Annotated in this window: 18 protein-coding genes and 1 pseudogene; 15 read left to right on the top strand and 4 right to left on the bottom strand. The window is 66.2% G+C overall.

The window, feature by feature from the left end; all coding sequences use genetic code 11:
- Nucleotides 1-50 precede the first annotated feature (50 nt).
- The 9 genes from ACFV4R_RS17760 (at nt 51) to ACFV4R_RS17720 (ending at nt 9,929) form a co-directional block, all read left to right on the top strand.
- On the top strand, nt 51-1,031 hold the full coding sequence (locus ACFV4R_RS17760; protein ID WP_377204018.1) for a dihydrodipicolinate synthase family protein: 981 nt from the start codon (nt 51-53) through the stop codon (nt 1,029-1,031).
- Nucleotides 1,031-1,846 (top strand): SDR family oxidoreductase, encoded by an 816-nt coding sequence (locus tag ACFV4R_RS17755; RefSeq protein ID WP_377204019.1) that lies wholly within the window; start codon nt 1,031-1,033, stop codon nt 1,844-1,846. The genes ACFV4R_RS17760 and ACFV4R_RS17755 overlap by 1 nt, the downstream gene beginning before the upstream one ends.
- Before the next feature lie 23 nt (nt 1,847-1,869).
- Nucleotides 1,870-3,372 carry an aldehyde dehydrogenase family protein gene (locus ACFV4R_RS17750; RefSeq protein ID WP_377204020.1) on the top strand — a complete coding sequence of 501 codons (1,503 nt, stop codon included), beginning with the start codon at nt 1,870-1,872 and terminating at the stop codon, nt 3,370-3,372.
- A 292-nt stretch (nt 3,373-3,664) separates the two neighbouring features.
- A complete protein-coding gene (locus ACFV4R_RS17745; protein WP_377204021.1) occupies nt 3,665-4,525 on the top strand; it encodes a phosphatidylinositol-specific phospholipase C/glycerophosphodiester phosphodiesterase family protein in 861 nt (286 codons plus the stop codon).
- Nucleotides 4,526-4,563: 38 nt separating this feature from the next.
- Nucleotides 4,564-5,613, top strand: coding sequence for a hypothetical protein (locus ACFV4R_RS17740; protein ID WP_377204022.1), 1,050 nt, complete (start codon nt 4,564-4,566; stop codon nt 5,611-5,613).
- Between the two features lie 107 nt (nt 5,614-5,720).
- Complete coding sequence (locus tag ACFV4R_RS17735) at nt 5,721-5,951, top strand: hypothetical protein (protein ID WP_377204023.1); 231 nt, start codon at nt 5,721-5,723, stop codon at nt 5,949-5,951.
- 318 nt (nt 5,952-6,269) lie between these two features.
- Nucleotides 6,270-7,640: an MFS transporter gene (locus ACFV4R_RS17730; RefSeq protein ID WP_377204024.1), complete on the top strand. Its 1,371-nt coding sequence runs from the start codon at nt 6,270-6,272 to the stop codon at nt 7,638-7,640.
- A gap of 101 nt (nt 7,641-7,741) precedes the next feature.
- Nucleotides 7,742-8,998 (top strand): aminopeptidase P family protein, encoded by a 1,257-nt coding sequence (locus ACFV4R_RS17725; RefSeq protein ID WP_377204025.1) that lies wholly within the window; start codon nt 7,742-7,744, stop codon nt 8,996-8,998.
- 61 nt (nt 8,999-9,059) lie between these two features.
- Nucleotides 9,060-9,929: an IclR family transcriptional regulator gene (locus ACFV4R_RS17720; protein WP_377204026.1), complete on the top strand. Its 870-nt coding sequence runs from the start codon at nt 9,060-9,062 to the stop codon at nt 9,927-9,929.
- 21 nt (nt 9,930-9,950) lie between these two features.
- On the opposite strand, the gene ACFV4R_RS17715 is transcribed toward ACFV4R_RS17720, so the two are convergent.
- Nucleotides 9,951-10,865 (bottom strand): serine hydrolase, encoded by a 915-nt coding sequence (locus ACFV4R_RS17715; protein ID WP_377204027.1) that lies wholly within the window; start codon nt 10,863-10,865, stop codon nt 9,951-9,953.
- Complete coding sequence (locus tag ACFV4R_RS17710) at nt 10,862-11,746, bottom strand: LysR family transcriptional regulator (protein WP_377227120.1); 885 nt, start codon at nt 11,744-11,746, stop codon at nt 10,862-10,864. The genes ACFV4R_RS17715 and ACFV4R_RS17710 overlap by 4 nt, the downstream gene beginning before the upstream one ends.
- 39 nt (nt 11,747-11,785) lie before the next feature.
- Here ACFV4R_RS17710 and ACFV4R_RS17705 point away from each other — a divergent pair.
- Both ACFV4R_RS17705 and ACFV4R_RS17700 read left to right on the top strand, forming a co-directional pair.
- Nucleotides 11,786-12,340 (top strand): annotated as a pseudogene (locus tag ACFV4R_RS17705) (serine hydrolase); the annotation flags it as partial.
- Nucleotides 12,223-12,756 (top strand): serine hydrolase, encoded by a 534-nt coding sequence (locus tag ACFV4R_RS17700; RefSeq protein WP_377227123.1) that lies wholly within the window; start codon nt 12,223-12,225, stop codon nt 12,754-12,756. The pseudogene ACFV4R_RS17705 and the gene ACFV4R_RS17700, both read left to right, overlap by 118 nt.
- Nucleotides 12,757-12,775: 19 nt before the next feature.
- On the opposite strand, the gene ACFV4R_RS17695 is transcribed toward ACFV4R_RS17700, so the two are convergent.
- Nucleotides 12,776-14,599 carry a PucR family transcriptional regulator gene (locus ACFV4R_RS17695; RefSeq protein WP_377204029.1) on the bottom strand — a complete coding sequence of 608 codons (1,824 nt, stop codon included), beginning with the start codon at nt 14,597-14,599 and terminating at the stop codon, nt 12,776-12,778.
- Between the two features lie 108 nt (nt 14,600-14,707).
- Between ACFV4R_RS17695 and ACFV4R_RS17690 the strand changes: the two genes are divergently transcribed.
- The 4 genes from ACFV4R_RS17690 (at nt 14,708) to ACFV4R_RS17675 (ending at nt 18,859) form a co-directional block, all read left to right on the top strand.
- Nucleotides 14,708-16,264, top strand: coding sequence for a purine-cytosine permease family protein (locus ACFV4R_RS17690; protein WP_377204030.1), 1,557 nt, complete (start codon nt 14,708-14,710; stop codon nt 16,262-16,264).
- A gap of 67 nt (nt 16,265-16,331) precedes the next feature.
- On the top strand, nt 16,332-17,279 hold the full coding sequence (locus ACFV4R_RS17685) for a polysaccharide deacetylase (RefSeq protein WP_377204031.1): 948 nt from the start codon (nt 16,332-16,334) through the stop codon (nt 17,277-17,279).
- A 150-nt stretch (nt 17,280-17,429) separates the two neighbouring features.
- The gene (locus ACFV4R_RS17680) at nt 17,430-18,203 is read left to right on the top strand and encodes an SAM-dependent methyltransferase (protein ID WP_377204032.1); all 774 of its coding nucleotides are present in this window, start codon (nt 17,430-17,432) and stop codon (nt 18,201-18,203) included.
- Between the two features lie 173 nt (nt 18,204-18,376).
- Nucleotides 18,377-18,859 carry a hypothetical protein gene (locus ACFV4R_RS17675; protein ID WP_377204033.1) on the top strand — a complete coding sequence of 161 codons (483 nt, stop codon included), beginning with the start codon at nt 18,377-18,379 and terminating at the stop codon, nt 18,857-18,859.
- A gap of 162 nt (nt 18,860-19,021) precedes the next feature.
- On the opposite strand, the gene ACFV4R_RS17670 is transcribed toward ACFV4R_RS17675, so the two are convergent.
- Nucleotides 19,022-19,520, bottom strand: a 499-nt coding sequence (locus tag ACFV4R_RS17670) for a DUF6188 family protein (RefSeq protein ID WP_377204034.1), incomplete at its 5' end; no start/stop codon positions are given.

The following is a 19,520-nucleotide window of genomic DNA, read 5'->3' as shown; positions in this document are numbered from 1 at the left end:
TCCCTCCGCCAGTACCTTCACACGCTTTCGCTTCGAAAGGAAACAGAACAATGCAGCAATCCCTTGCGCCCAGAAACCTGTCCACGGACGCACTGCCCGCGGGTGTGTGGGGCGTGGTGGCCACACCGTTCCAGGGCAGCACCCTCGACGTGGACCTGGACAGCCTGTCCGAACTGGTGGAGCACTACGAAGCCATCGGCGCCACAGGCCTCACGGTCCTGGGCGTGTTCGGAGAAGCTGCCGCGCTGACGGCTAATGAACGGCGCCACGTCCTGGAAACCGTTGTCGAATGCACGTCGCTTCCGCTGGTGGTGGGAGTGACCGCGCTGGCCACCAGGCCGGCCATCGAGGAGGTCCGGGCGGCGCAGGAGATGGCTGGTGGACGCCTGGCCGCAGTGATGGTGCAGGCCAACTCGGCCCGGCCGGACGCTGTGATTGCCCACCTGGACGCCATCCACCGTGCCACGGGCGCCAAGGTGGTGCTGCAGGATTACCCGCTGGCCAGCGGCGTCAGCATCGCCACGGCGGCACTGATCTCTGTGGTCAACACGTGCCCGTTCGTCATCGCCGTCAAAGCCGAGGCACCGCCCACCAGCGTGGCCATCGCCGAGCTGAGCGCCGCCGTCGGAGTCTCCATATTTGGTGGCCTGGGCGGGCAGGGGCTGCTGGATGAACTCCAGGCCGGTGCGGCCGGGGCCATGACCGGATTCTCCTACCCGGAGGCGCTCATCGCCTGCGTGGCCGCTTGGCGGGAGCGGGGCTACGAGGCCGCCCGCACCGAACTGCTGCCGTACCTGCCGCTGATCAACTTCGAACAGCAGGCCAAGGTGGCGCTGGCCATCCGGAAGGAATGCCTCCGGGAACGCGGCCTGATCAAGGACTCCGGAGTCCGGGCACCGGCGGCAGGCTTCCCCGAAAGCCTGCGTGAAGCCATGCACACCCACCTCAGCGAGGCAGCCGATGCGCTCGGCAACGCCACGGCCACGGCCCAGGCACAGTCCCCGGCACTCACCACGGCAAGGAGCTACTGATGGATCTGGGAATCGCCGGCAAAACAGCCCTGGTGGCTGCTTCCACCGGAGGCCTGGGCCTGGCCGTGGCCCGGGCGCTTGCTGCGGAAGGCGTCCGCGTGGCCATTGTGGGCCGGCGCCGGGACCGCGCCAAGGAGATTGTGGCCGAACTCCAGGCCGCGTACGGAACCGGCAGCGGTAGCAACACTGCAGGCTTCGACGCCGTCGCCATCGAAGCGGACCTGACCACGCCGGAGGGCATCGAATCAGCCGTCGAGCAGACCGTGGCGGACCTCGGCCCCATCGACATCGTGGTGCTCAACGGTCCAGGGCCCAGACCGGGTGCCGCAGCGACGCTCACTTCGGAAGACATGGCAGCCGCCTTCGACCTGCTGGTCAAGCCGCACCATGCCCTGGTGTCCCGGGTCCTGCCGGGCATGCGGGAGCGGCGGTGGGGGAGGATCCTCGCCATCGGTTCCAGCGGCGTGACCGCACCGCTGCCCAACCTGGCCATCTCCAACACCGGACGGGCCGCGCTTGCCGGCTACCTGAAAACCCTCGCGGCGGAAGTGGCCCTGGATGAGGTCACGGTGAACCTCCTGCTGCCCGGCCGGATCGCCACTGACCGGGTCACCCAGCTGGACCAGGCCGCCGCGAAACGCCGGGCCGCAACACTGGAAGAGATCCAGCTCGAATCCCGCAAGACCATCCCCGCCCGCCGCTACGGGGAACCCGCCGAGTTCGGTGCGGCCGCCGCCTTCCTGTGCAGCGCCCCGGCGTCGTACATCACCGGCGTGGCGCTCCGCTGCGACGGCGGCCTGATCCGCAGCCTCTAACCCAACGTTCCAAAGGACCCACCATGACCTCCACCGTCATTGACACTGAAACCGACGAATCCGCTACCTCCCGGAAAGCCATGACCGCCCGGCACCTCATCAACGGCCAGTGGCTGGGTGAAGCGGACACGGAGCGGATGAACCCGGCCCGCCCCGGCGAGATCGCAGCGGTCTCGCCCAGCGGTACCGCCGCGGACGTGGATGCCGCGGTCACTGCTGCGGCGGCAGCGCAGCCTGCCTGGGCGGCCTTGCCCGCACCCTCGCGCGGCGCCATCCTCATCGCCGCCGGCAACCTGCTGATCGAGCGCCAGACCGCCATCGCCGAAGACCTGGTCCGGGAGGAGGGCAAAACCCTGGCCGAGGCCAAGGGTGAAGTGAAGCGTGCCTCGGACGTGATGCGGTTCTTCGGTTCGCTCGGCTGGGCGGCCACCGGAGAGGTGCTGCCCAGCGGCCTGCCGGACACCACCATCACCACCCGCCGGGAGCCTTTGGGCGTGGTGGGCCTGATCACGCCCTGGAATTTCCCCATCGCCATCCCGGCATGGAAGTCCGCCCCGGCCCTGATCAGCGGCAACGCCGTGGTGATCAAGCCGGCCGAACTCACCCCGCTCTCCGCCACCCACCTGGCCTGGGCCTTGCAGGATGCCGGGCTGCCCGCTGGTGTCTTCAACGTGGTCCACGGCAAGGGGCGCGTGGTGGGGGAGGCGCTGGCCAGGGACGCCCGCATCGCCGGTCTCTCCTTCACGGGTTCCACCCGTGTTGGCCTGGGGCTGCAGGAAATCCTGAACGCCCGGCGGGCCCGCGTCCAGCTTGAGATGGGAGGCAAGAACGGCGTCCTGGTGCTCGACGACGCAGACCCTGCCAATGCTGCGCAGGTGGTGGCCGCCGGCGCCTTCGGACTTACCGGCCAGGCCTGCACCGCAACGTCGCGGGTCTACGTCACGCCGGGCGTGAAGGAGGAGTTCGTCGCGGCACTGGTGGCCGAAGCCGCGCAGTACACCGCCGGGGACGGCCTGGACGGCGCTGGCTCAGGCGGAACATCGCGCATGGGAGCCGTGGTGAGCCGGCAGCAATTCGAGCAGGACCAGGATGCGGTGCGCGCCGCCGTCGAACGCGGGGCCACCCTCCTGCACGGAAAGTACGACGGCGACCCCTCCGGTGCGCTGTTCTTCCCCGCCGCCGTGCTCACCGACCTGCCCGCGGACGACCCCGCTGTCACCGAGGAAATCTTCGGCCCCGTGGTGGCGGTCCTGGAAGTCCAGGACTACGAAGCAGGCCTGGCGGCCGTCAATGATTCGCGCTACGGCCTCACCGCCGGCATCTGCACCGATTCCCTGGCCCGGGCCACCAATTTCGCTGCCCGCGCCCAGGCCGGCGTGGTGAAGGTCAACAGGCCCACCGCGGGGCTGGACCTGAACGTGCCTTTCGGCGGCGTGAAGGACTCGTCAACGAACACGTTCCGTGAGCAGGGCCGGTCCGCGCTGGACTTCTTCACGTGGGGCAAGACCGTCTACACCGGGATCTGACAGGACCTGGAAGGGGCGGGGTTTCAGGCGCTGACCCGGGATCCGCCCCTAGGGGCAGCCCAGCACCGAACGGCCGCCAAGCAACCGCTTGGCGGCCGTTCGCGTGCCCGCGTCCGGAGCCCTGCCGGCGGCTGCCCGCCGTCCCATCCCCTCCGGTTCATCCGCCCGCCACTCTTTCGGCCGGGGCAATTCGCCACCCGTTTGCCCGCGCCCAGCAGTCTTTTCACGCACCCTTTTGCCCTGCATGCCTCCGCATACCGGGCGGAGAATCCCCCATTCCAAGGAGTACTCCGTGTTCGTGAGAAGCACCCTCGCTGCCCTGGCCGTCCTCGCCTCGCTGGCGGGAACGGCAGTGGCACCCGCCCAGGCCGGGGCACCCAAGCCCTCTGCCGTCGTCGTCGGCCAACCCCTGGCCCAGGCCCATGCGCACAACGACTATGAGCACGGCCGCCCGCTGTTCGACGCCCTGGAACAGGGGTTCACCAGCGTTGAAGCGGACGTCTGGCTGGTTGACGGCGAGCTGCGCGTGGCCCACGATCTGGCCGATGCCAAACAGGGTGTCACCCTTGAGAGCCTCTACCTGGACCCGCTGCAGGACCTCATCCGCAGCCAGCCCGGCCACAGCGTGTACCCGCACTGGGACGGCAGCCTGCAGCTGCTGATCGACATCAAGAGCGAGGGCGAGTCCACATATTCGGCCATCGAGAAGGAACTGGCCGAACACAGGGACATCATGAGCCGCTACACCAACGGCAGCACTAAAACCGGCCCGGTCACAGCGGTGATCAGCGGAAACCGCCCGCTCGCCACCATCCAGGCGCAGGCAAAGCGTTTCAGTTTCTACGACGGCCGCTCCGGCGACCTCGCGTCGGGCATGCCTGCCGCACTGATGCCGCTGGTCAGCGACAACTGGACCAAGCTCTTCACCTGGCAGGGTGTCGGCCCCATGCCGACGGCCGAGCGGGCCAAGCTCCGCGCCTACGTGGACGAGGCGCACGCCAACGGATACAGGGTCCGCTTCTGGGCCACCCAGGACCAGCCCGGTGCTGCCCGCGACGCTCTGTGGGGCGAACTCGCCGATGCCGGTGTGGACCACATCAACACCGACGACCTCGCAGGACTCCAGCAGTTCCTCGCCGCCCGCAGCGCCTGACACCCGCGCAGCCAACTACCCAGAACGGGACCATCCCCATGCCTTCACGCACCATGAAAATCACGACGGCGGCGCTCACCCTGGCGCTCGGCCTCCTCACCTCCCCGCCCGCCATGGCCGGCTCCGCCCCGGCGGACACCAAAGACGGCCAGGCCTTCACGTTCGGCGTGATCGGCGACATCCCTTACGGCGATGCCGAAATCGCCAAGTTCCCCTCACGGATCCAGGACCTCAACGCGGACAAGGACCTGAAGTTCGTAGCACATGTGGGCGATATCAAGAACGGCTCCACCGTCTGCTCCGACGAGTACTTCTCCTACATCCGCACCCAGTTCGACACCTTCACCCACCCGCTGGTCTTCACCCCCGGAGACAACGAATGGGTGGACTGCCACCGCACCAACAACGGCGCCTACAATCCGCTGGAACGCTTGGACAAGATCCGCGAGGTGTTCTTCAACCACCCCGGCAAGACCCTCGGCGCCACCATGCCGGTCAAGTCCCAGGAAAGCCTGGGCCTGCCCGAGGACGTCCGCTTCACGCAGAACCGGGTGGCCTTCTCAGTGCTCAACATCCAGGGGAGCAACAACTCGCTGCAGCCCTGGACCGGACTGGGCAAGACGGCCGCAACCCCGGAGCAGCTCGCCGAAGTGGAACACCGGACGGACGCCGTCCTGGCCCAGATCCACCAGACCTTCCACGACGCCCGTCGCAGCAATGACCGCGCCGTGGTGCTGATGACCCAGGCGGACATGTTCGACCCGTCGCTGCTCGCCGCAGCGTCCGCGAACCCGGAGACCATGTCAGGCTTCCGCGGGATCGTCGGAGCCATCGTGGACGAATCGAACAGGACTGAAGCCCCGGTCTACCTGGTGAACGGCGACAGCCATGTCTTCGCCGAGAACAATCCCCTGGCCGAGGGCTCGCCCTGGCTTGGCATCTACGGCTCACCCGTCGCGGACAACCTGCAGCGCATCACCGTGGACGGCTCCAATAACGCCACCAACTACGTCCGTTTCACCGTGGCCGGCAACGCCTCCAAGGGTGCCAACGTCCTCAGCTGGGAGAAGGTCCCCTTCAGCAAGTAGTCGCCCACATCAGACTGCGCACAGTTGTAAGCGGACGACGGCGGGTGGGCGCCCGCCGTCGTCCGCCTTCCCTACCCGCACCACGGCTGTGGTGGGACGATGTTCCTATGCAGGAAAACAGGGTTGACAGCCCGAATGATGCAGGCCCGCATCTGCATGCCCACACCACGCCCACCACGCAGCAGATGCGCACGGTGGGCCAACGCCGCCGCGATGCGGAGGAAAAGCTGGAGCACCACCTCCAGGAAGCCCGCCACAAGGATCACCCGCACGGGGATGAGCCTCCGCCGGATCAGCCCCACACTGATGGGGACAAGCTGGGCGGCAGTTCCACCTAGGACAGCAGGAACAACAACAGGCGACGACGGGATTATCCCGGCGTCGCCTGTTTTTGCGTTTTAGGGTCCGGTGCAGGACCAGGCTGCATGCCTGTTCACGTAGCCGCAACAGGTTTCAATCCTGTTTCAACAATGTTGCTTCGAGTGCAACATGATCAACTTTTGCGGAATCGCTGCCTCCAAGCGATGGGTGCCCGGAATACCGGTGCTGCGTTCGCGGAAATAGTCAGCGAATCTCTTGACTGTGTCCGCGGTCACCACCTATGTTGAAACAACGACGTTGCAATCAGTGCAACTCCGACTTTCATTGGTGGTTCTATGAGTCACGAAACAACACCGCCCCAGGCGGGAGTCATCGCCAAGGATGCCGATGGTTCCCCCCTGTCAGGCGGCGGCGTTAGCCCCCTAACGCCCAGCAAGGACGTACGACGCCGGGTAGTCACCGCGAGCTTCATCGGCAACTTCGTCGAATGGTTCGATTACGCGGTGTACGGCTACCTGGCCGCTGTCATTTCCTCGGTCTTCTTCCCGGAGGCCGACCGGCAAACCGCGCTGCTGGCCACCTTTGGTGTCTTCGCGGTCTCCTTCTTCGTCCGGCCCCTGGGCGGCTTTTTCTGGGGCCACATCGGCGACAGGCTCGGCCGGCGGAAGGCCCTGTCCCTTTCCATCGTCATCATGTCCGTGTCGACGTTCTGCATCGCCCTGATACCGGGATATGCATCCATCGGGCTGATGGCACCGTTACTGCTCCTCCTCATCCGCATCGTCCAGGGCTTCTCGGCCGCCGGCGAATACGCGGGCGCCTCGGCCTTCCTGGTGGAGTACGCCCCCGCTAACCGGCGTGGCCTCTACGCCGCCGTGGTCCCGGCCAGCACCGCGGCCGGGCTGCTCCTCGGCTCACTCATCGCCGCACTCCTAAGCGCGGTGCTCACCACAGACCAGCTGCATGAGTGGGGTTGGCGGCTGCCGTTCCTGCTTGCCGCCCCCATGGGGCTCATCGGGCGCTACATCCGTACCAAACTGGAGGACACCCCGGCGTTCCGGGAACTGGCCGCGAAGGAGGGCACCGAAACCAAGGCTCCCGCGCTGGCCATGTTCAAGACCTACCGGAAGCAGCTGGTCATCGCCTGCGGCGCGGTGCTGCTCAACGCCGTCGGCTTCTACGTCATCCTCAGCTACATGCCCACATACCTCTCCGAGGAACTGGGCTTCGGCCCCACCGAATCCTTCCTGGCCACCACCATTGCCCTGGCCAGCTACATCGGGTTCATCTTCCTCACCGGCATGGCCTCGGACGTATTCGGCCGCAAGCGGATGCTCATCACGGCATCCATCCTTTTCATGGTCCTCACCGTTCCGGCGTTCATGCTGCTGGAAACCGGGGATTTCCTGATTATCGTTCTGGTCCAGATCCTCCTGGGCGGCATGCTCACGCTCAACGACGGAACACTGCCCAGTTTCCTGGCCGAGTTGTTTCCCACAAAGGTCCGCTACAGCGGGTTTGCCGTGAGCTTCAATCTCTCCAACGCCCTCTTCGGCGGCACTGCGCCGTTCATGGCCACGCTGCTGATCGCGATGACACAGAGCAAGATCGCCCCGGGCTGGTACCTGGTTGCAGCCTCAGCTGTGTCCCTGGCGGCCGTCCTGTTCGCCACCGAGACGTCGCGCAAGCCCCTTAAACACGTCTGACCCGCCGGTATAAACCGGCCCGCCGCAAGGCCCCCCAACCACCCTTCCGATCCACAAAAACCGCACTGGACAATCCAGAAGCATCAACGAAAGGCACAACAGTGACTATCACCGCCGATAACGCCTCGTCCATCTCCGAACTCGAGCGCCTCAAGGTCCTCCACAACGGCTCCAAGGGCAAGCTCACGTTCTCCGACGCCGAGTTCGAGCGCCGCCTGGGCGGCCTCCGCCAGATCATGGCCGCCAAGAGCCTGGATGCTGTCATCCTGACCAGCTACCACGGCATCAAGTACTACTCCGACTTCCTTTTCACCACCTTCGGCCGCAACTACGCCCTCGTCGTCACCGCCGACGACTCGGTCACCATCACCGCGAACATCGACGCCGGCATGCCGTGGCGCACCTCCTACGGCGAGAACATCGTCTACACCGACTGGCGGCGCGACAACTTCTACTTCGGCCTGCAGGAGGCCCTGCGCCAGCGCGGCGTCAAGGCTACCCGCCTCGGCGTCGAGGATGACTTCCTCCCCGGCCTGACCCGCGAGAAGATCGCCGCCGCGTTCCCCGGCGCGCAGCTCCTGGACATCTCGCAGGACGCCATGCGCCAGCGCATGTTCAAGTCCGCCGAGGAGATCGAGGTCATCAAGCACGGTGCCCGCATCGGCGACCTGGGCGGCGAAGCCATCCGCAACGCCATCCGCGAAGGCATCTCCGAGTACGAGGTCGCCCTGATCGGCACCGAGGCCATGGTGCATGAGATCGCCAAGACCTTCCCGGACCGGGAAGTCCGCGACACCTGGGTGTGGTTCCAGTCCGGCATCAACACCGACGGCGCCCACAACTGGGCCACCACCCGCAAGCTGCAGCAGGGCGACATCCTCTCGCTCAACTGCTTCCCCATGACCTCCGGCTACTACACCGCCCTGGAGCGCACCCTCTTCCTGGGCCAGCCGGATGAGCGTTCCCTCGAACTGTGGAACATCAACGTGGAGGTGCACAAGCGCGGCCTGGAACTCATCAAGCCCGGCGCCGTCTGCAAGGACATCGCCGCGGAACTGAACGAGATCTACATCAGCCACGGGCTGCTCGCCAACCGCACCTTCGGCTACGGCCACTCCTTCGGCGTCCTCAGCCACTACTACGGCCGCGAAGCCGGGCTGGAACTGCGCGAGGACATCGACACCGTCCTGGAGCCGGGCATGGTGGTTTCCATGGAGCCCATGATCACCGTGGCCGATGGCCTGCCGGGCGCCGGCGGCTACCGCGAGCACGACATCTTGGTCATCGGCGAGGACAACTCCGTGGAGAACATCACCAAGTTCCCGTTCGGCCCGGAGAAGAACATCATCGAGGCCTAACCGTCCAGCATCGGAAGCGGCGTCACGCACACGTGGCGCCGCTTCCGCCGTTTAGGGAAAGATGGTGTCCACCATGACTCCTGCAAAGACCAGCCAAAAAGACGCAGCGGACAACGATGCCGCAGGTGACAACGGCACCGCCGGCACCGGCACCAATGGCGGGGCGGACGCCAAAGGTGCCTCCGTCGTCGTCAACGCCATCGCCGTGCTGCGCACCTTCAGCGCCGAGGAACCCTTGCTGGGAGTCACCGAAATCGCCGGCCGCGTAGGCATGCACAAGAGCTCCGTTTCCCGGATCCTGGCAACCCTGGAGCAGGAAGGCCTGGTGGAACGGGACCCCGAAACCCGCCGGTTCCGCCTTGGCCTGGGGCTGATCGCCGTGGCCGGGCCGCTGCTGGCCGAAATGGACGAACGCCGCGTGGCGTACCCCGTGCTGCGCAGGCTCACAGAGCAAACGGGGGAGACCAGCGCCCTCATGCTCTGGAACGGTGACGAGGCAATCTGCGTGGAGCAGATCGCCAGCCCCCACCAGATCAAACACACCACGCCTCTCGGTGCCCGCTACCGGGACGCCATGAGCGCCTCGGTCCAGGTTTTCCTCGCCCACCAGCCCGCCGAGCGGGTCCGCGAACTGCTGCGCAGCGGCGCCGTTACCTTCCCGGGAATGGACGACGCTGGCCTGGCGGCTTACGAAGCCCGGCTCACGGAGGTTGCGGGGCGCGGCTGGGCCGGGAACTACGGCGAATCGTCCATGGACGAAGTGGGCGTCGCTGCGCCCGCCTACGACCACCGCGGCGATGTGACCGCCGTCGTACTGATCCCCGCCCCAAGGTTCCGCGTCTCACGCGAACGGCTGGAAGACCTCGGCGAAGCCTGCATGGCCGCGGCCGCCCAGGTCACCACCCGCCTCGGTGGGCGGGCACCACGCTGACCGGGTCCTGACGGGCTTGGGCTAGACAAGTTCATCGTGCAGGATCCGGGCGGCCTGACCCATGGCCTGTTCGGCTGACGGCTGGATGACCGCCGGCACGCGGCTCCGCGTGAGCGCAACGACGGCCAAAGCCTGGCCGGAGCTGTGCTCCACGACGCCTGCCTCGTGACGGAGATGGACGAAGGAACCTGTCTTCGAATACCAGGTGGAAGTGTCGGCTGAAAAGTCCGGCGCAAGGCGGTGCCGGAACACGTTTGCAGCGAGCATTTCGCGGAGGGGTCCGGCCACCGCATTGTCGAAGCTGCCGTTCCAGACCATTTGCAGGAGATCGGCAAGCCCCCGCGCGGTTCCGGCGTTGGCCCGTTCGATGTCCAGCTGGGGCAACGGTGAAGGATGCCCTTCGCTGTCGGCATGGACCACGAGCGAGTGCACGGTGGCAGCATCGCGGACGGCCGCCTGCGTCGCGAGCGAGGCATAGAGTTCGCCAATTGGATGCCGCAGGGTGATGCCGCTGTTGCCATGGCTCCTGAGCCACGCCGTGACGTCCGCTGGAGAGATGAGGCGGAAAACAGCGTCTGCGGCGGTGTTGTCGCTGATCTCCATCGCAAGCCGGAGAAGATCCCCTACGGCGATCGTGGCAGGGTGGGCAAAGCGGGCCATGCCCGGGCCGCCCTGGGACCGGTTGGCGTCGTCTATCCGTACCGGCATCGCAAGGTCGAGGTCACCCCGGTGCGCGGCGTCCAGTGCGGCAGCTGCGAGCGGCAACTTGGCAACGGACGCCAGCGGGAAAGGACGGTCCGCGTCCAGTGCAATCTCATGGCCCGTGCCGAGGTGACGCACCAGGATCGATCCCTGAAGGCCCGCGGTCTCAAGGACCAACGCTGCCTGGCGCAGGGCACTGGCGCGGGCGCCGGCGTCGTACGCGGGGAAAGTCACTGTTGCTCCCGCCGTATGGCGCCGAGCGCCGCAGCAACGTCCCGCCGAAGTACTGAGTCGAACAGCCGCAGCCCGTCCGGTGTGCGCGCCTCGAGCCGGTAGGCGCGTGCGAGCGCCAGTTCCGGCACCTCAAACCATTGCAGGCGCCACCCGGACGCCTGCTCCCGGGCGCAAAGGATCCAGTCGTCGCCCGCCAGTGCTCCCGCCAGGGCGCTGACCACATTATGGGACTCGTAAACCTGGTGCGCTGCCAAACCACATGCCGCAGCGGACTCGCGCAGCGGGGACAGGAGCTGGCCGGACGCGTCTTCCGCCAGCACCACAATGCGCGAAGCTGCCTCTGGCGCCTGGGCGCGGGTGGGACGCAAAGCCGCCAGTGTGAGGGGCCTGAGCCTGTCGGTAGCCTGGGCGAGGCCCAGCGGCACCACCCAGTCGGCCCGTGCGGTCTCCACCGGAAGGAGCGCCGCATCCGCATCCCCGATGCGAAACCGCACCGTGCGCCGTTCCCTGTCTTCCTCCTCGATGTGAAGGTCGGTGCCTGCTGCGAGTGCACGTAGTCTCAGGGCCGCCCACAGCGAGGGGTCGAGGCCGGCTGGCACGAGGAGCCTCACCGTGCCGCGGCGGTGGGATGCTGCTGCATCGATGAGCGAGCGTTCTGCGCCCAGCAGCGCGTGGACATGTTCGAGGAGGGCTGCGCCGAGGGCAGTCAGCCGCACCTGACGTGTATTCCGCTCAAGAAGTGCGCCGCCCAGGTGTGCCTCGAGTCCGGCGACGCGGCGACTCACCACGGGCTGCGTCGTCTGTTCGTCCCGGGCGGCTGCGGAGAAGCTTTGCCGGCGGGCGACGGCGGCGAAGGCACGCGCACCGCTGAGGAGGTCCATCTCCCCAATCATGCCGTGAATGCATAAATCCTGTCATTCATGGCTTTGAGGCAACCACCAGGTCCGGCCCAGACTGGCCGCATGGAACACATTCACATGCCCCAGCAATCTTTCCCATCGACCCGTCGCAAATTCCTCGTCCTTGGTGCAGGCGGAGCGCTGGCCGCTTCGGTGGCCGGCATCGCAAGCCCCGCCTCAGCGCAGGAGGAAGCTTCCGTCGCGGAAAACGTCCGCCGGCGCCTCGACCGGGCCATCGGCGACATCGAATCCACATACGGCATCACTATCGGAATCGCCGCGGGCCGGCAGGGGCAAAGCCCCGTCTACGCATACCGTGGCAGCGACGCATTCCCCATGTGCTCCCTCTTCAAGACCCTCGTTGTGGCCCGGCTGCTCCGCGACCACGCCTATGACGATGAGTTTTGGAAGCGCCGCATCTCCTTCCGCAAGGATCAGGTGGTGGTGGACTCGGTCATCTGCGCTGCCGACAAGGACCGGAACATGAGCGTGGAGGAGCTCGCCGATGCCGCCCTGCGTTTCAGCGACAACACTGCCGGAAACCTCCTGCTCGAACTCATTGGCGGTCCCTCGGAAGTCGGCGCCTATGCGCCCTGTCCTCCCGGCTGGACTGCTGGGAGCCGGACCTCAATGAGGCACGTCCCGGCGATCTCCGCGATACCAGCACACCACGGGACATCCAGGCACTCTACGAGTCCCTCCTGCTCGGAGACGCACTCAGCGTACTGGGGCAGGCCCGTCTCCGTGGCTGGATGCTCCGCAACACCACAGCCGGCAAGCGGTTGGGCGCGGCTGTACCACCGGGAGCGGAACTCGCTGACAAGACAGGGGCCGGCCACTATGGAGTGGTGAATGACGCGGGCGTGGTGTGGCCGGACCAGGCTCGTCCGCTCACGCTTGCCGTGATGACCAGGACGGACCGCCAGGATGCTGTGAACTACAATGTCGTGGTGGCACGCGTAGGCCAGCTGATTTTTGGGGAACTGCTTTAGCCGCCGGCCAGCCGGAGCATCACGGCAGGCCGGCCATCCGCACGGCCAGGTGCAGCGCCGCCAGCCTGCCCGTTCCGCGGGGATCGCCGCCGCACAGATCGAAGATCCGCTGCAGCCGGTGGTGCATCGACTGCCGCTCCAGGTGCAGTTCGCGGGCCGACTGTGCCGTATTGCAGCCCGAATCCAGCCAGACCTGCAGCGTCTCCATCAGCTGGGACTGGCGCTGCGCATCATGCTGCAGGACGGCACGCAGCTGATGGTTGACGAACGCCTCCCGGGCTGACGCTGCCAGCTCGGTCAACGCCAGGCTCTCCACCGCTGCGTCGTCGGCGTCGATCACCACCAGGCCGTGGGCCGGCGGCCGCCTGCGCGGTGAGGCGTTGCGGCGCCGCACCTGGCGGACGTCGAGGGCGCGCCGTGCCTCGGCCAGGGACCATGCGGCGTCCGCCACGCCGTCAACCAGTGGGCCCACGGAGATCACCGCATCGTGGTTGCCTTCCAGTCCCTGCAGCGAGGCAAGCAGTTCACGCCGCACCCTGGCTGTGTCGGCGCAGGGGAGTCCCGCCATCACCACCAGTTCCGCGTCATCCAGGTAGGCGGCGCTGGGAATCCGCCCGGCGCCCAGGAACGCTTCGATGGCCCCCCGCATTTCCTGTGGGGACGCTGCGTGCACGGCTGTCACCACCAGCGGCGAATCGAGCGGAAACCCAGCCCCGGGTGCCAGCTGTTCCAGGCGCCATTCGGGTGCGGACGTCAGCACGGCGCGCATGAGCTCGGCGCCGGCCTGGGCATGCAGGCCGGGCGGGGTGTGCTGCAGCAGCGCCAGGCCCAGGATGTCCACGGCGCGTTCCCCGGCCACCTGCGCCAGCGCCGTGTCCCCGCCGTGCGGCACCAACACCTCCAGCCTGCCCATCAGGACCCCGCGCACGGGAATGTCCACGCTCATGACAGTTCCGGTTGGAACTTCGGGAGCTGAGGGCACCTCCGTAGGGTCCCCCGTATCGGTGAACTCGCCTGGTCCGACCGCGTCTGTACCGGCGTGGGTCCCGACGGCGTCACTTGCCACGCCGCCGTCGGCTTCCCTGCCGCCGTCCGCGCCGCCGTCCGCGCCGCCGCCCGCGCCGCCGTCGGGCGCTGCGTTGCTGCCATGCCCGGCAGCGTTGGCCGTACCGTTGTCATGCGCTGTACCACTGCCATGCCCCGCACCGACGTCGGCCGGCCCACCGCCGTCCGTGCCGGCGTCGTGCGCTGCCTGACGTGCAGCCGCCTCCAAACCCTCCGGCAGCGCACTGCCCAGGTCAACGCCCCAGGGGGACACCAGGCGCACGGCGGACCCGGTGGTGCCGGCCAGGACGCCCAGGATCTTGTCCAGGGAGGCCCCGTGGGCCAGCTCGGCAGCCATGGCCCGGGTGGCGGCGTCCGCCTGGTGCAGGTGACCCGCGGACTCGCTGACCAGGATGGAATTGATGGCCTGCATGACGCCCACGAAAGGCACCACCTTGCGCAGTTCCACCAGCGGAAGCCCGTACTCCGCCGCCGTTTCCAGCATGTCCCCGGGCACCTCGGGAAGCACTCCGCCGGTCTCGATGGCCAAGGCCGCAATGCCGCGCTGGGCCAGTTCACGGACGTAGTCCCCGCGCCTGGCGGGAGTGGCCGTGGCCAGGGTGATGCCGCCGCACAGCAGCAGCTCACCGCCGCGCAGCAGCGGCGCAATGTCCAGGACTTCACTTGAGTGCACCCAGCGGACCGGCTGAGCGGACGTGTCCGTGCCCAGCGGATGGACCACGGGATCGGCTGCGGCGAGGGCTGAATGGGCGAGTATTTCACCAAGGGACACTGACACGACAGTCCGTAACGTAGAAGGGGAATCTGTTCGACACATCGTATCTTGTTTACTGTGATTGGGGCCACATAGCCTTGTGAGTACGAAATCCACCTCACGGAGGCCCCCATGCAAGAAAAGCTTTCAAGTTCAGCGCAAAGGCGCGCTGGTTCTGACGCAAACGGCCACACAGACCACTCCACCACGGACCACTCCACCATCGACCACGAAGCGTGGCTCCAGCCCATCCCTGAGCCCGCCCGCACCCGCAAGGTGTCCGGCCAGTTCTGGATCTGGGCCGGCGCCAACCTGGCACCCATCAACTGGGTACTCGGGGCGCTCGGGATCCACCTGGGACTCGGCTTCGCGGACACGGTCACCGTCCTTGTCCTCGGCAACCTGATCGGCATGCTGCTGTTCGGCTGCTTCGTCCTGCTGGGACAGAAGACCGGAGCCACCGGCATGGTCCTGGCCCGTGCAGCCTTCGGCCGGCGCGGAAACTACCTCCCCGCCGCCATCCAGGCGCTGCTGGTGATCGGATGGTGCGCCGTCAACACCTGGATCATCCTGGACCTGGTGATGGCGCTCTTCGGAACGCTCGGCTGGGTGGACCCGGAAGCCCACAACTACGCCTGGAAGATCGGCGTTGCCACCACCATCATGGCCGCCCAGGTTGCCATTGCCTGGTTCGGCTACAAAGCCATCGCCGCGTTCGAAAAGTGGACGGTGCCGCCCACCATCATCATCCTGGCCGTGATGTCCGCCGTGGCTTGGTTCGGCATGAAGATCGACTGGGGCTACGCCGGCCCCGCAGGCAACATCCTTGAAGGCTCCGAACGCATCGCCGCCATGAGCGCCGTTATGACCGCCATCGGCATCGGCTGGGGCATCACCTGGTTCACCTACGCCGCTGACTACTCCCGCTTCGTGAGCACCTCTGTCCCCAAGAAGAAGGTCTACCTGGCCTCGGTCCTGGGCCAGTTCATCCCCGTGGTCTGGCTGGGCATCCTCGGCGCCAGCCTCGCCACGAACAGCGGCGAAGTGGACCCAGGAAAGCTGATCGTGCAGAACTTCGGTGTGCTGGCGCTGCCGGTCCTGCTGATGGTGCTGCACGGCCCCATCGCCACCAACATCCTGAACATCTACACCTTCTCCGTTGCCACGCAGGCCCTGGACATCACCATCAGCCGCCGCAAACTCAACCTGTTCGTGGGCGTCTTCTCCCTCGCCGCCGTCGTCTTCTTCATCTTCCAGGAGAACTTCGCCGAGGTGCTGGACGCCTGGCTGATCGGCCTCGTGGCCTGGGTGGCTGCCTGGGGCGGCGTCATGCTGGTGCACTACTTCTGGCTGGAGAAGCGCTGGCCGGGCGGGGCCGAGCGGCTCTTCGACGGCATCGGCACCCGCCGGCTCCCCGGCGTCAACTGGGCCGGCGTCACCTCGCTCCTGGCCGGCATCTTCGCCACCTGGCTGTTCATGTACGGCCTGGTACCCGCCATGCAGGGCCCCATCGCCGTGGCACTGGGCGGCTGGGACCTCTCCTGGCTGGCCGGCGGACTCACCAGCGCCGGTGTCTACGCGATCCTCGGCCCGCGGGTCCACCGCCGCTACGTCACCGGCTCCGGCACCGACGCCAAACCCGCGGCTGCCGAAAACCCGGACAGCGCCGCTGCCCTCCCGGTCATCTGACCCGCACTTCCACTCAACACCCCAGCTGTTCAGGCGGGCGCACTGCGCCCGCCGAAAGGAAGCCATCGTGAACCAGCCCGCCATCGCGGACCTCCTGCACCCCACCACCTGGCCGGAAGGCAAGAAGGCCGCAGCGTCCTTCACGTTCGACGTTGACGCCGAATCCTGCACCATCGCCCACGACCCCACCAGCACGCGGCGGATGTCGCTGATGACCCACCAGTCCTACGGGCCCAAGGTGGCGGTGCCGCGGCTGCTGAAGATCCTGGAGCGCCAGGACATCCGGGCCACGTTCTTCATCCCCGGCTTCACGGCCGAGTCCTACCCGGACATCGTCCGGCAGATCGTGGACGGCGGGCACGAGGTGGGCCACCACGGCTACCTGCACGAACCGATGCAGGGCATCGACGCCGCCACCGAAGCCAGCTACATGGACCGCGGCCTCGAAGCCCTGGCCAAGGTGGCAGGCGTCCGGCCGGTGGGATACCGGGCGCCGTGGTGGGAGCTGAACTGGCACTCGCCGGGCCTGCTGGCGGACCGCGGGTTCCTCTACGATTCGAGCCTGCTCGACGGCGACGCCCCCTACCGCTTCGCCGTCGCCGCCGACGATCCGCGGGACATCGTGGAGATCCCGGTGGACTGGACGCTGGACGACTGGGAGCAGTACGCCTTCTACCCGGGAGTCACCGGCAGCGGCGTCATCGAAAGCCCCGCCAAGGTCCTGGAAATGTGGACGCTCGAGGCTGAAGCCCACCACTCGCAGGGCAGCTGCTTCGTCCTCACCAACCACCCGTTCATCTCCGGCCGGCCCTCCAAGGCAGTGGCCTTGGAGCAGCTCATCGAGCGGGTGAAGGGCCTGGACGGCATGTGGGTGACCACCATGGAGGAGATCGCCCGGCACACCAAGGCCACGGTCACCGAAATCCACACCCACGCCAGGATCGACGTGCCGGTATTCCCGGGTGCGGGTGCAGCGTTCACGCCGGCGGCAGTGCGGGAGGGGGCGCTGAAGTAGCCAAAGCCAAACAGCAGCGGACGACGGCGGGAGGTTCCCGCCGTCGTCCGCTTGCGTTTGCGGCCTGTCGCCCGGGTGCCGGTTTCAAGCGTTGGCTGTGCCGGCTTACGGACAGGCCGTCGCTTTTGTGTGTCGTGAGAACATCTGGGGATGACCGACAGTACTTCGCTGGAATTGCCGCCCCTCTACGAGTCTCTGACCTGGCTTACCCCGCTCTCTGAGGAACGAGCCGCACACCTTGTGGCGTTCCTGTCCGACCCGGCGCCGGCTGAGGTTCTGGACATGGGGTGCGGATGGGGTGAACTGCTGCTTCGGGTTTTGGGGTCGGCACCGCAGGCACAGGGACGCGGAGTGGATATTTCTTCCGTGTCTATCGACCGGGCCAGGCAACAGGCCTTGACCCGTGGGCTGCTCGACAGGGTGGCGTTTGAGTCGGTGCCCGGGCTGGAGGCCGAGGATCGCTCCGCAGACGCTGTCATCTGTATCGGCGCGAGCCAGATCTGGGGGCCGCCGGTAGAGGACGCGGAGCCGCTCGACTACGCCGCAGCACTGCGCGCCCTTCGAGAACTGGTGCTTCCCGGCGGCCGACTCGTCTACGGCGAGGCGATCTGGTCAGCAACACCTCATCCGGCTGCCACCGCCCCTCTGGCTGGACGTGACGACGAGTACCTGACGCGAGATGCGTTACGCGAGCAGATCCGCGCCGCCGGCTTCGAGGTGGTGGACGACGATCAGGCAACCGTTCAGGAGTGGGACGTCTTCGAGGCCGGGTATCGCGACAAGTTCACCCGTTGGCTGGAAGCACATGATGACCACCATCCCGCCGCGGAGCACGTCCGTCAGCGATATGAGGAACAGCGCGCTGCGTATGAAGAGGGCTATCGGGGCGTACTCGGGATGGCGTATTTCTGCTTAAGGGCGTAGGGGTCCGCGAGGCCGACCCGGCGGGGCAGATGTAAAGCCGCATCAACCCCCGGAAGGTCGGTGGCGTAGTCGAACCGCAGCACCTCGTACGCCCGGACAGCGGCAGAAGTAGGCAGCTAAGCATTGGGTGCTGTGACCTTGTGCACCCAGGCCGACCGGTAAGGTAGCCAGGTATGGATGATGCGGCTTCAAAGGATAAAACGGACCGCCCCTACGTCACGTTGCTTCTCCCTGACGAGATCCTCAAGAAACGCAACGCCGCGCACATACCAACAGTGTTGATCCTTCTGTTGTTCGTGGTCATCGAAGCAGTCTTGCTTGCCACACAAAGTTTCATCCCTTTTGCCCTTGTGCTGGTGTTAGTGACTGTGGGGCTGGCGGTTTGGGGCAAGGCCATGACCAAGAAGTTCATGTCTGGTGCTAACCATGAGATGGCGAAGTTCCTCACCACCGAACTTGGTCAAAGTGATGCATTCGAACACGCTCTCTATGAGTCGCTGAGTAATGAGGTGTTCACTCGCGTATTCCGTAAATCGCTTTCGTCTGCCTACGAGATGGAATACCTTGCAGTTCCAATCAAGCCTGCCGGTGAGCCACCGTGGACGATCAGGATGCTTCGGGGTGCAACGGGATACGAGTTGCGGCAGAACCGATAAAGGGTTTTCAAGACGCCGAGTTGCTCTGATCTTGCGTGGGTAAGTTTTGGCGACCGTCCGGGCCCTATGGGCTGAAAAGTGCTCCATCAGATCCGACAGATCCAAACTGGTTCTTCGTTGCAATACCGTAAGAGGTTTCGGAAACTACAACGTCCTGCCCGCTTAGGGATGGGCTTTCGGGTTGCCCCACAGGGCTAGCTCACCTCCGGGTAAGGACACGACCATTAGTCCGTCCGGGCCCGTGACGTTCCACGATTCGAACACCGACTCGGGTTCTGGCACCACACTCAGCCGCAAGCCGTCCCGGATGACGATTTCAAGCCGCCCGTCGTCGAACGCTTTTGCCTCAGCTACCACCTTGGACCGTGAGAGCGGCAGAACGGGACTGAGTTGGTCGAAATCGCCGCCGGGCTTGACTACATGCGAAGTGCCATCGGGATGCTCAAGAACGAAGCTCTCTTCGATTGTGATTCTGAAGTGTTCGAGAACCAGAGTCACTTGAAAATCCAGGACAAGTTGCAGGATGAGCTGCCCACTCACTTCGAGAAGCCAATACCCTTCGAATCTGTTGACGCCAACCGAAAATAGGGCCAAAAACGCCAACTGAAAATGAGGCCACTGACCATTATGGAAGGTGATCACATTGGATGTTTGGGCGCAG

Origin of the sequence: Pseudarthrobacter sp. NPDC059871 (assembly GCF_042731175.1) — a bacterium.
Classification (GTDB): Bacteria; Actinomycetota; Actinomycetes; order Actinomycetales; family Micrococcaceae; genus Arthrobacter.
This window is presented reverse-complemented; position numbering and strand designations above follow the sequence as displayed.

What these genes read in the sequence shown, in the direction of transcription:
- ACFV4R_RS17760 (WP_377204018.1), top strand. Translation starts at nt 51, where the DNA reads ATGCAGCAATCCCTTGCGCCCAGAAACCTGTCCACGGACGCACTGCCC.
- ACFV4R_RS17755 (WP_377204019.1), top strand. Translation starts at nt 1,031, where the DNA reads ATGGATCTGGGAATCGCCGGCAAAACAGCCCTGGTGGCTGCTTCCACC.
- ACFV4R_RS17750 (WP_377204020.1), top strand. Translation starts at nt 1,870, where the DNA reads ATGACCTCCACCGTCATTGACACTGAAACCGACGAATCCGCTACCTCC.
- ACFV4R_RS17740 (WP_377204022.1), top strand. Translation starts at nt 4,564, where the DNA reads ATGCCTTCACGCACCATGAAAATCACGACGGCGGCGCTCACCCTGGCG.
- ACFV4R_RS17735 (WP_377204023.1), top strand. Translation starts at nt 5,721, where the DNA reads ATGCAGGAAAACAGGGTTGACAGCCCGAATGATGCAGGCCCGCATCTG.
- ACFV4R_RS17730 (WP_377204024.1), top strand. Translation starts at nt 6,270, where the DNA reads ATGAGTCACGAAACAACACCGCCCCAGGCGGGAGTCATCGCCAAGGAT.
- ACFV4R_RS17720 (WP_377204026.1), top strand. Translation starts at nt 9,060, where the DNA reads ATGGTGTCCACCATGACTCCTGCAAAGACCAGCCAAAAAGACGCAGCG.
- ACFV4R_RS17710 (WP_377227120.1), bottom strand. Translation starts at nt 11,746, where the DNA reads ATGGACCTCCTCAGCGGTGCGCGTGCCTTCGCCGCCGTCGCCCGCCGG.
- ACFV4R_RS17690 (WP_377204030.1), top strand. Translation starts at nt 14,708, where the DNA reads ATGCAAGAAAAGCTTTCAAGTTCAGCGCAAAGGCGCGCTGGTTCTGAC.
- ACFV4R_RS17680 (WP_377204032.1), top strand. Translation starts at nt 17,430, where the DNA reads ATGACCGACAGTACTTCGCTGGAATTGCCGCCCCTCTACGAGTCTCTG.
- ACFV4R_RS17675 (WP_377204033.1), top strand. Translation starts at nt 18,377, where the DNA reads ATGGATGATGCGGCTTCAAAGGATAAAACGGACCGCCCCTACGTCACG.